At 38.8% G+C, this 11,167-nt stretch carries 10 protein-coding genes and 3 tRNA genes; 10 read left to right on the top strand and 3 right to left on the bottom strand.

The window, feature by feature from the left end; all coding sequences use genetic code 11:
• Window positions 1-80 precede the first annotated feature (80 nt).
• The 7 genes from BUC06_RS01050 (at window position 81) to BUC06_RS01080 (ending at window position 8,424) form a co-directional block, all read left to right on the top strand.
• Window positions 81-326, top strand: a complete 246-nt coding sequence (locus BUC06_RS01050; protein WP_073328573.1) for a FeoA family protein — start codon at window positions 81-83, stop codon at window positions 324-326.
• Window positions 326-2,359 carry a ferrous iron transport protein B gene (gene feoB / locus BUC06_RS01055; RefSeq protein WP_073328575.1) on the top strand — a complete coding sequence of 678 codons (2,034 nt, stop codon included), beginning with the start codon at window positions 326-328 and terminating at the stop codon, window positions 2,357-2,359. Before BUC06_RS01050 ends, feoB begins: the two co-directional genes overlap by 1 nt.
• Window positions 2,360-2,579: 220 nt before the next feature.
• Window positions 2,580-3,608: a DUF4421 family protein gene (locus tag BUC06_RS01060; protein WP_139263252.1), complete on the top strand. Its 1,029-nt coding sequence runs from the start codon at window positions 2,580-2,582 to the stop codon at window positions 3,606-3,608.
• 63 nt (window positions 3,609-3,671) lie between these two features.
• Window positions 3,672-5,054 (top strand): phosphoglucosamine mutase, encoded by a 1,383-nt coding sequence (gene glmM / locus BUC06_RS01065; protein ID WP_073328581.1) that lies wholly within the window; start codon window positions 3,672-3,674, stop codon window positions 5,052-5,054.
• Window positions 5,055-5,107: 53 nt separating this feature from the next.
• On the top strand, window positions 5,108-5,704 hold the full coding sequence (locus BUC06_RS01070; protein WP_073328583.1) for a Crp/Fnr family transcriptional regulator: 597 nt from the start codon (window positions 5,108-5,110) through the stop codon (window positions 5,702-5,704).
• Between the two features lie 157 nt (window positions 5,705-5,861).
• Window positions 5,862-6,833 carry a quinone oxidoreductase family protein gene (locus BUC06_RS01075; protein ID WP_073328585.1) on the top strand — a complete coding sequence of 324 codons (972 nt, stop codon included), beginning with the start codon at window positions 5,862-5,864 and terminating at the stop codon, window positions 6,831-6,833.
• A gap of 208 nt (window positions 6,834-7,041) precedes the next feature.
• A complete protein-coding gene (locus BUC06_RS01080; protein ID WP_073329105.1) occupies window positions 7,042-8,424 on the top strand; it encodes a tetratricopeptide repeat protein in 1,383 nt (460 codons plus the stop codon).
• A 134-nt stretch (window positions 8,425-8,558) separates the two neighbouring features.
• On the opposite strand, the gene BUC06_RS01085 is transcribed toward BUC06_RS01080, so the two are convergent.
• Genes BUC06_RS01085 through BUC06_RS01095 form a run of 3 tightly spaced genes read right to left on the bottom strand, consistent with a single transcriptional unit; the run spans window position 8,559 to window position 10,526 of the window.
• Window positions 8,559-9,449, bottom strand: a complete 891-nt coding sequence (locus BUC06_RS01085) for a DMT family transporter (RefSeq protein WP_073328588.1) — start codon at window positions 9,447-9,449, stop codon at window positions 8,559-8,561.
• Complete coding sequence (gene aat, locus BUC06_RS01090; protein WP_073328590.1) at window positions 9,436-10,089, bottom strand: leucyl/phenylalanyl-tRNA--protein transferase; 654 nt, start codon at window positions 10,087-10,089, stop codon at window positions 9,436-9,438. Before aat ends, BUC06_RS01085 begins: the two co-directional genes overlap by 14 nt.
• Window positions 10,090-10,148: 59 nt before the next feature.
• Window positions 10,149-10,526 carry a DUF3127 domain-containing protein gene (locus tag BUC06_RS01095; RefSeq protein WP_034739828.1) on the bottom strand — a complete coding sequence of 126 codons (378 nt, stop codon included), beginning with the start codon at window positions 10,524-10,526 and terminating at the stop codon, window positions 10,149-10,151.
• Between the two features lie 172 nt (window positions 10,527-10,698).
• Between BUC06_RS01095 and BUC06_RS01100 the strand changes: the two genes are divergently transcribed.
• The 3 genes from BUC06_RS01100 to BUC06_RS01110 all read left to right on the top strand — a co-directional run bounded on the left by BUC06_RS01100 (window position 10,699) and on the right by BUC06_RS01110 (window position 10,949).
• Window positions 10,699-10,780: transfer RNA gene (locus BUC06_RS01100), tRNA-Leu, on the top strand.
• A gap of 4 nt (window positions 10,781-10,784) precedes the next feature.
• Window positions 10,785-10,860: transfer RNA gene (locus BUC06_RS01105), tRNA-Gly, on the top strand.
• 5 nt (window positions 10,861-10,865) lie between these two features.
• Window positions 10,866-10,949 (top strand) — tRNA-Leu (locus BUC06_RS01110).
• Window positions 10,950-11,167 lie beyond the last annotated feature (218 nt).

Consider the following 11,167-nt stretch of genomic DNA (forward strand, 5'->3'; position numbering starts at 1 on the left):
TTTCTTTCATACCTGTTGTTATTTAGATTAAATTTAAATAGCGTATATTTGCCCGTACAAAAAAGCAGGTTTTGAAAGAGATGGACTTACATAAATTAAGCGGATTCCCTAAGAACAAAATGGGGAAGATTTTGGGTTATGACAATGATCACCTTAAAATGCCTAACAAGATCATAGAAATGGGACTTCTGCCGGAAACCATTTTCAGGATATTGTATCAGGCACCGTTCAATGGTCCGATGTATGTGGAATTTGGAGAAGAAAAAAGCCGCATCGCTCTAAGGGAAGAAGAGGGAAATTATATCATTGTTGAAGAATTGAATTAATGCAGGAAAATAAGAAAAAACAGGTCCTTTTAGTCGGGAATCCTAATGTAGGAAAGTCTACGGTTTTCAATGCACTGTGCAATAAAAAGCAGAAGACCGGAAATTACGCCGGAGTTACCGTAGCAAGCCATTCTGGAAATTACACCTATAAAAATGAAGAAGTGGAGGTCATTGACCTGCCGGGTTCATACAGTGTATATCCCAGTTCGGAAGATGAAGCTATTTTTTCCAAATTTCTTATTGAAGAGCAAAAAAATTATGCTGGAGTCGTTTATATTCTTGAAGCATTAAGTCTGAAAAGAGGGCTGCTTTTGTTTCAGCAGATACAGGATCTTGGTATTCCTATGATTTTGGTGGTCAACCAGATTGACCAGGCAGAAAGAAGAGGAATTACCATTGATATCCGGAAGTTTTCTGATGCTTTGGGCATTAAAATTATTCAAACCAACGCTAAAGAGCAGTTGGGAATAGACGAAATCAGAGAGGCTGTTCTGAACAATGGTTTTGTAAAAACCGACAAGACCTCTTTCGAAATACCCAACGAACATAAAGATTTTATCCATAAACTGGCTGCCCACAAAGGCATCGAAAATGAATATAAAGCCTGGATGAGCCTTTCTTTAGGCTCAGATGTGGTAAAAATAGCTTCAATAAAAGACATGATGAATGAGCCTGACTCCAAAAGTCTGGTTCCGAAAAGACTTCAGGTTCAGGAAACAGTAAGAAGATATCAGAATGTTGACAAAATATTAGCAGATGTTATCTCTAAAAAAGCTCAGTTTAAAGAACTTCTGACAGAAAAATTAGATAAGGTACTGGTTCATAAAGTCTGGGGCTACGTCGTTTTTATGATGATTCTGTTGGTTATTTTCCAAAGTGTTTTCTTCCTGGCCGAATATCCGATGAACTGGATTGATGATTTTTTCTCATGGCTGGCTGCATTTACCGGAGAACATCTTCCGGAAGGACCTATCAATTCATTGATTTCAAACGGTATTGTTCCCGGAATTGGAGGAATTGTAGTCTTTGCACCGCAGATTGGGATCTTATTATATTTCTTATATTTATTAGAAGATTCAGGGTATATGGCAAGGGTCGTATTCCTGATGGACAGACTGCTGCGTCCCTTTGGACTGAACGGGAAAAGTATTGTCCCGCTGGTATCCGGGACAGCCTGTGCTATTCCTGCTGTAATTTCCACTAGGAATATTGAGAACGTAAGAGAGAGATTGTTAACTATATTAGTGACACCTTTTATGACGTGTTCTGCAAGACTTCCGGTGTACAGTATCATTATCGGCTTAATTATTTCTGAAGGATCATTCCTTGGAATTAAATATAAAGCACTGGTGCTGATGGGAATGTACCTTTTAGGGTTCCTTGTAGCCCTGTTTTCAGCTGCGATTCTTAAAAGATTTATCAAAAATGAAGGCAAGACCTATCTTGTAATGGACCTTCCTGCTTATAAAAAACCACTTTTCGGATACGACCTTAAAATGGTTTTAGGTAAAGTATGGGAGTTCGTAACAGGAGCTGGTAAGATCATTTTTATAGTAAGTATCATCATCTGGTTCTTAAGTTATTTCGGACCAAAACAAAAGCCAGAGCAGTTTGTGGCAACGAATGTTGAACTTGATCACTCTTATCTGGCAAAAATGGGTAAAGGAATCGAACCTCTTATCGAGCCCCTTGGCTACGACTGGAAAATGGGAGTAGGAATTTTGACCAGTTTTGTGGCGAGAGAAGTTTTCGTAGGAACCATGTCTACCCTGTATAGTTTGGAAGATGATGCTCCCGAAGTAAAAGTGATTGATAAAATGAGAAGAGATGTAAAACCTGACGGAAGTAAAGTGTTCAGCTTTGCCACAGGTATTTCCGTACTCTTATTCTATGCATTTGCAATGCAGTGTGTTTCTACACTTGCAGTAGTCTACAGAGAAACCAAAAGCTGGAAATGGACCGGCTTTCAGGTAGCGATGATGACCGGTTTGGCATATTTTGTGTCGTTGATAGCTTATCAGATTTTAAAATAATGGAAACTTCATTACTATTTCAGTATGTTATTATTGCACTGATCGTTGCATTTGCCTGTTACTCTTTATTTAAAGTACTCAGAAAGAATTTTGCGCCGAAAAAATTCAGCTCTAAAAGAAGCGGTTGTGATAAAGACTGCGGATGCTCATGATGCTGTTTTAAGTTCATAATTGAAAAAATTGTAGTAATTTCATTTTCTGAAACTAAAACCATTTCGATTTGAGCCCGAAATCATTAGCTGTCTTTATATTTTCTATGGTAACAATTCTGGCTAAAGCCCAGATCGATACGACCAAAATCAAGTCTTATGCAGATCAGGTTATGGTCCGTGTAAACTTTGATACCAATATTGAAAATTATGTGTACACAGAAGGCCCTGAAGATAAACCATTAGAAACCATCCTTTCGATTAACAATAAAACTAGAGCTTCCTTTTCTATTGACTATAGAATTATAAGTGCCACAGTGTCGTTTACGCCCAGTTTTCTTCCGGGAAACAATGATGACGAACTGAAAGGCAACAGCGCCTATGCAGACCTAAGATTTCGTTTTTTCCCCAAAAGATTTATTCAGACCGTTTATTACAAAAATGTAAAAGGATTTTACATTGAAAACATGAAGGACCTGGATCCCGACTGGAGAGAAGGAAAAGACCCGTATCTTCAGTTTCCGGATTTGAGGATTCAAAGTTTTGGAGGATCTACGGCCTATGTCATGAAGAAAGATTTTTCCCTGAAAAGTATCTATACGCAAGGAGAATGGCAAAAAGAAAGCCGAGGGAGCTGGGTTCCTTTTTTAGATTATGATCTTTCGGTATTCAGAGATATTTTAAACGGACAGAAAAGTAAAGAAACCCAATATAGTTTCGGAGGCAATATGGGGTATTTTTACAATTGGGTGCTTGGGTCTAAAAAAAGGGTAAACATTGCTCCCAATGTGTCACTGGGGTTTGGCGGAATGTTTTCGAGCAGCTGGGATATTCGTAATGACGGTACGAAATTCAACAAAGAAAATACACAATATCTGATCTTTAAGTTTGCCACAGGTCTTCATATAGGATATAATACAGACCGGTTTATTTTCGGAGGAAAATTTAATGTCAACGCCTATGCCTATAACGAAAAGGACAATCAAAGTGTACAAAATAATAATTTATACGGACTGCTTTACATAGGCTACCGTTTTCCTCCTCCAAAGGTAATACAGAGGAACTATGACAAGATCCAGAAAAAGATCCCTATTTTATAACTTACAGGTCTTTTAAGTATCTTTGCTCAGATTAAAAAACAACTTAAAAAAAATAAAAACAGAATGTCGTTAATAAAATCTATTTCAGGGATCCGAGGGACAATCGGCGGAAAAGTAAATGATAACCTGACTCCTCTGGATGTGGTGAAATTTGCTTCCGCATTCGGAACCTGGCTTCAGAATACACAGAATAAAAAAGAATTAACCCTTGTCATAGGAAGAGATGCCAGAATTTCTGGCGAAATGGTTTCTTCCCTGGTGACGGCTACCCTTCAGGGGTTGGGAATTAATGTCGTAGACTTAGGACTTTCCACAACACCTACCGTAGAAATCATGGTTCCCGAACTTAATGCAGACGGAGGAATTATCCTTACCGCATCACACAACCCAAAACAGTGGAACGCGCTTAAGCTATTGAATGGCAAAGGAGAGTTCATCAGCGGAGAAGACGGGGCAAAAGTACTGGCTCTGGCTGAAAGTGAAGATTTCAACTACGCTGAAGTAGATGATCTTGGAAAATATGAAACAAGAGATGATGCTTTTGATATTCATATCCAGCAAATCCTTGACCTGCCAATGGTAGACGTTGAAGCCATTAAAGAGAAAAAATTCAAAATTGTTCTTGATGCCGTCAACTCTACAGGAGGAATCGCTATTCCGATGCTGTTGGATAAACTTGGTTGCGAGACCGTAAAATTATACTGCGAACCGAACGGACAGTTCCCGCACAATCCTGAACCTTTGAAAGAACATTTGGGAGATATCTGTGAGCTGGTAAAAAAAGAAAATGCTGATCTTGGAATCGTTGTAGATCCGGACGTAGACAGGCTGGCTTTGATTGATGAAAAAGGGGAAATGTTCGGGGAAGAATATACATTGGTTGCTGTTGCAGATTATTTATTGAAGCATAAAAAAGGAGCCGCAATCTCTAATCTTTCTTCAAGCCGTGCTTTGAGGGATGTTGCCAATAGCCACGGTTCTGAATACTTTGCAAGTGCTGTAGGGGAAGTGAATGTAGTGAATTTAATGAAAGAGAAAAATGCAGTGATCGGAGGAGAAGGAAACGGAGGAATTATCTATCCGGATCTGCACTACGGAAGAGACTCTTTAGTGGGTGCTGCTTTGTTTTTAACCCATCTGGCAAAAGAAAACAAAACCGTTTCCGAATTAAGAGCAGGTTATCCAAGCTACTTTATGGGAAAAAAGAAAATAGAGCTGACTCCGGAAATCAATGTAGATGAAATTTTATCCAAAATGGAAAAAGAATACCAGAACGAGCAGGTTTCTACCATTGATGGGGTGAAGATCGACTTTGAAAATAACTGGGTGCACCTTAGAAAATCCAATACAGAACCCATTATCAGAATCTATACAGAGGCTTATACACAAGAAGAAGCCGATAAACTCGGAGACGATATCATCGCTAAAATTAAAAGTTTAATTTAAAATAAAAGAAGAACGGAACAGAAATGCTCCGTTCTTTGTTCTTCTGCACAAAAATGTTTGAACATATCCAAAACAGGTTTCTCTTTCCCAAAGATAAATGGCGAAAATTCCTAAGGTGCTTTGAGCGCTTGGAAGTTTCTGCCAAAACATTGCTTTTAAAAGAAAATGAAGTCTCGGACAGCGCTTACTATATTGAAAAAGGAGTGGTAAGAGCGTGGTACAATAATGACGGAAAAGATGTGACCTTCCAGTTCTTTATGGAAAATACCATGTTCTCATCCCTTGAAAGTTTCAGGAAAGGCCTTCCCAGCATGGTCTCTTTTGAAACAATAGAGCCCTGCATTTTGTGGAAGATCAATAAATCTGATGCAGAAGCCGTTTTAGCAGAAGTCTATGAAGATCCTGAGCTGAGGAACCAGTTCATGGATTCCCTTTTTGAAAGGATATTTGATTATATGAAACATTTCTTTTCTTTCATAAAAGACACCCCGAAACAACGGTATATCAGCCTTGGCAAAGAACGCCCGGAAATTATCAGGAGAATTCCCCAGCACTATATTGCTTCCTATCTGGGAATTACCACGGTACATCTCAGCAGAATCAAAAGTGCCATTTTAAAAGAGGATTCTTTTAAAAACAAAGATTATTAGAGATTAAGAATTTCTTAAAGATCAATAAGATCAAACTTAATGAAGCTTAACAACTTAAAGAATCTTAATGGTTTAAATAATCAATCAGATAACTGATAACAAATGTTATTGCACCGCAGACCGCTCTCATCCTAATTTTGTATAAAAATTTAAAATAATGAAAGCAGCAGTCGTATTTGAAAAAGGAAGGGCTCCACAATATGCAGAGGTAACAGATCCGCAAACACCTCAGAACAACGAAGTACAGGTATCGGTTAAAGCCGCATCTATTAAAAACCTGGACAGAGCCATCGCAGGAGGAAATCACTATTCCGTCAGTAATGCAGTAGATCAACCTAAAATCATAGGAACGGATGGCGCCGGATATCTTGACAATGGCGAGAAAGTCTATTTTTTCAGTAAAAAAGGAACCACAGCCGAAAAAGTGAATGTTGAAAAAGGATTTGTCATTCCTGTACCGGAAGAACTCGATTTTGCTATTGCTGCTGCATTACCTAATGCTGTCATGGGATCTGCAATGGGGCTGAGGTTCAAAGGTGGAATGAAGCCGGGTGATACAGTTCTGATCAATGGAGCTACCGGAGTTACCGGAAGAATCGCGGTTCAGGTGGCCAGATTGTATGGCGCTAAAAATATTATAGTCACAGGAAGAAATGAAGAATCCCTAAAGTCACTTCTTGAGCTTGGTGCAGATGAAGTGGTTTCCCTGAAACTACAGGATGAAGATTTTAAAACAAAAATAAAAGATATTCACAGAGAAACCCCTGTTGATATTGTTTTGGACTATCTGTGGGGACATTCTGTTGAAATGATTCTCTGGGCTTTGAAAGGTGACGGGACATTTTCTCACAAAACCAGATTGGTTTCAGTGGGAGGAATGAGCGGAGATACCATTCAGCTGTCCTCACAAATTCTGAGAGGAACAGACATCCGGATTTCCGGATCAGGATTGGGAAGCTGGACGAAAGAAGAATTCAGGTTGCTGTTCACTGAAATCATTCCCGAAATGTTTCAGGCAGCCGGAGAAGGAAAAATAGCAATCGATACAGAAAAGGTTTCCATAAAAGAAATAGAATCGGTTTGGGAGACCGAAATTCCGGCCGGAAGAAGGCTCGTTATAACTATTTAACCACAATTTGCGTTATTTATCCACAATCTTTTTATCTGTTTTCTTTTTTTACTATCTTTATTATAGAAATTTATGAAAAACTAATTCAAAAAAAAGTTGCAACTTTGCATAAACATTTGAATGTCAGTTTCAGAAGTTATTATTAATTAATAAAGTTTGCCGAGGTTTGCAAGTATATTCAGACATCGGACCGACAAAGACGACACTATTGGAAGAGTATTTTGGAAATGAACTTGTGAAAAAGTTCGAGGAAATGATGGAAAACAATGATGAATTCTACTTCGATACCGAAGAATTGGAAGATATTATTGTTTATTATTTGGAGCTGGGAGATTTTAACTACGCAGACAATGCGGTTAACTATGGACTTAAGCTTCACCCGAATTCATTAGATATCAAGATCAAAAGACTTGAAATTCTTCTGGAATGGGAAGACTATAATACCGCAAAAGAACTTATCAATGAGCTGAAAGGCGCATCGATGGAGAATACAGACTTTTTAGTCTGCTATGCGAAGTATTATTCGAGCCTGGGAAACCCTAGAAAATCCATTGATATCTGTAAAAAAGCTTTAGAACTGAAAGAAGAAGAGAACTTCCTTCACAACTTTATTGCGGATGAATATGTGAATTTGGGAGATCCCTTTAACGCTCTTAAACACTACAGAAAAGCTCTGAAAGAAGATCCTACAGACGAGTATTCACTTGAAAACTGTATGATCTGCTTCAGCGATCTGAATAAGAGCGAGGAGGCTATTGCCTTTCTTAATGAATATTTAGATGAATTTGCTTACTCCGAAACCGCATGGTTTGAATATGGACAGTTTTACTTCAACAGAAAGAATTTTGAAGAAGCCATCAAAGGATATGACTACCTGTTGGCGATCAATTCAAATTCTGTAGGAGTATATGCCAACAAAGCAGCCTGTTACGAAGCTTTAGGACAATATCAGAAAGCCGTGACAGTCTATGAGGAAATGCTTGAGCTGGAATACACCAAAGCATTTACTTTTTACAAAATAGGATTGTGCTACAAAGCCCAGAAACAGTCTATTATGGCTCTTAATGCGTTCCAGAAATCATTGAGAGAAGACCCTCAGTTTTATCTTGCGATGATGGAGCAGTCTTACCTGTATGAAGAAATGGGAGGTATGAAAGAAGCGTTGCATTTTGCACAAGAAGCGACCCATCTGAATGATGACAACCTTGATTATCAGAAAAGGTTAGCATTTCTGTTCATCGATTCCGGTAAATTTGAGGAAAGCCTTAGCTGCCTGAAAAAGCTGGTAGATGCAGAACCTACGAGGTTCTATAACTGGTATGCCTATTCAGAAGTACTGATGCTTCTGGGAGAATATGAAGAGGCCGTGACCATTCTTGAGAGAGCATTAAAAGAACACGACAGGGCGGAACTCTATTATCAGTTAAGCAATTGCTATTTTAACCTTAAAAGAGCGGAAAAAGGGGCAGAATCTCTTCAGAAAGCATTAAGTATAGACCCATCCTTGGCTCCGGATATGCAGAAAAAGTATCCGTTCATCAAAGATGAGGTAAAAAAGGTCAAGGCAAAAGTAAAAAAGAAGAACTCTTAAGAAGTTGAAAGAAAGAAGTTTCTGAAAATCTGGATTTCCAACAGCTTACGATTCTTAAAAACTTAAATTAAAACAATTCAAATAAGTAAATCCTGCAGCAATGCAGGATTTTTAGTTGGTTTCAGTAAAATAATTTATTTCTTTACAACGCCGTTTTTAGACCTTAAAAAGATCAATCCGCCGATGATCACCCCTGCGCCTGCAAATTGTAAGATACTTAGTTTTTCGCCATCCAGAAAGCCCCAGATAATAGCAACAATAGGCATCAGCAGGGTTACTGTTGATGCAAAAAGAGGAGTGGAGACTTTAAGCAACCGGTAATTCAGGGTCATAGCCAGCCCTGTTCCGAAGATGGACAACAGGCCAACAAACATCAGCCCCATCATATGATCTTCATTAAAACTGAATGTTGAAAAAAATCCGGTAAATGCTAAAGAGATAAGGGAAGGGAAAAATAAGACAAAAGAGAATACAAACGCGGACAAAATAGTCGAAGAGACCTCCATCAGTTTAGACTTCACCGTTGTTGTACTTATGGCATAACATAGTGTGGCCAATAAAAGAAGTAATATCGGGATCAGTTTAAACTTTCCGCCCTCTCCGTCTCCACCGAATGCTAATAGGCAGACTCCCGCAAAGCTGATCATCGTTCCTACGATCTGTCTTTTGGTGGTTTCAAATTTCCAGATCAGAGCACCCACAATAATTACGAAAATAGGCATCATAGAATTGATAATTCCCGCAATACTGCTGCTGACCTCCGTTTCTGCGATCGGAAAAAGAAACATGGGAATGAAATTTCCCGTAAATGCAGCCAGGATAAGCCATTTTAAATGCTTTTTAGGAAACAGTTTATATTTCGAAATCGCGACCGGCATTAATACAATTCCTGCGATCAAAACTCTCAGTGCTCCGACCTGATAGGGGCTGAAATGTTCCAGCGATTTTTTGATCAAAATAAAAGATGATCCCCAGATAAGCGTTAATACAATCAGAAGAATCCATTTTTCTTTATCTGCGTTCATTATTTTTGTGTAAGATTTTTAAAAATTCTTTTTTAGGAATCATTTTTGCGCCCAGGCTTTCCAGATGCTCGGTATGAGATTGGCAGTCAATGAGATCTATGTTTTCTTTGTTGCTTTCTACAAAGTGTATAAAGCCCGCTTTAGAAGCGTTGCTCACCTTGGCAAACATACTTTCTCCACAGAAAACATTACCAATTTGAAGTCCGTAAAATCCGCCAACCAATTCGTTATCCTGCCATACTTCGATACTTTTGGCAAGGCCGTATTCGTGAAGTTTGATGAAAGATTCCATCAGTTCATCTGAAAGCCAGGTTCCTGTCTGTCCTTTTCTGCTCGTCTGCTGACAGTTTTGGATGACTTCCCTGAAATTTTTATTCTCAGAAAAGGTAAAAACAGATCTGTTCAGTATTTTTCGCATCGATTTTGAAACTTTCAGCTCTTCAGGAAATATGACAAACCTTGGATCAGGGCTCCACCACAGTATTTCCTCTCCCGGATTATACCAGGGAAAAATTCCCAGCTGGTAAGCAAACCAGATGCGTTCTACAGACAGATCGCCACCAAAAGCAATCAGGCCTTCGTGACCGTCATAAAGTTCAGGATCGGGAAATGAAATCTCGTTTTCGTCTAGTCGGACCATTTTTTGGAAAAAAAATCCCACTTGAGAAAGCAGGATTCATATTTGATCTTATTTTTTAATTAAAAAGGCAAATCATCGTCATCATCGCCAGCGAAAGGGTTTTCGTTGGAAACAGGAGATGCAGATTGAGAAGGAGACGCCTGAGTAGGCTCAGATCCGTTATCCATTACTTTTTCAATTTTCCATCCTGTGATAGAATTGAAATATTTAGTTTCACCTTGTGGAGAAACCCATTCTCTTCCTCTGATGTTGATTCCCACTTTTACATTTTCACCTTCTTTAAGGTTATCTAATAAACTGATCTTATCAGACAAAAATTCTATGTTTATCGGCTGTGGGTACTGTTCCTGGGTTAAAATAACCATTTCTCTTTTTTGAAAACCACTTGCAAATGTCTGAGCATCAAAAAGTTTCTTTACCGTTCCTTGTAATTCCATATTGTAATTATTAACGTTGTAAAAGTAAGAAAATGAAATGTAATAATAGGGTCGACAGAAAAAAAATCTATGAATTTTAATTTTTTTTCATGAAAAGTTTGGAGGTAAAGGAAAATGTCCTATATTTGCACTCACAAAAACGAAGCAAGCTCTTTAAAATAAACAAAAACCAGCGGATGTGGTGTAATTGGTAGCCACGCCAGACTTAGGATCTGGTGCCGTGAGGCGTGGGGGTTCGAGTCCCTTCATCCGCACTATGCGAAAATAGCTCAGCTGGTAGAGCACAACCTTGCCAAGGTTGGGGTCGCGGGTTCGAATCCCGTTTTTCGCTCCACACCTGCCCTGGTGGTGGAACTGGTAGACACGCAGGACTTAAAATCCTGTGTTCGTAAGAACGTGCGGGTTCAAGTCCCGCCCGGGGTACTAAAACCCTCTGTAACTTCGGTTAACAGAGGGTTTTTTGTTTTTAGGAGTGGTTATTTATTTCTCCTTCTTTCTTTATAATTGTTTTATTAATCGTCTTAAACCAGTCATCACATCCATTCATATTGCCACCTGTAGCAAAGTTATTAGATCAGGGCGGAGATAAATTCTATGTCTTCATTTAGCAGATAGTATGGATCATCAGCACTTGCTATGTT

Origin of the sequence: Chryseobacterium carnipullorum, assembly GCF_900142785.1 — a bacterium.
In the GTDB taxonomy this organism is placed as follows: Bacteria; Bacteroidota; Bacteroidia; order Flavobacteriales; family Weeksellaceae; genus Chryseobacterium; species Chryseobacterium carnipullorum.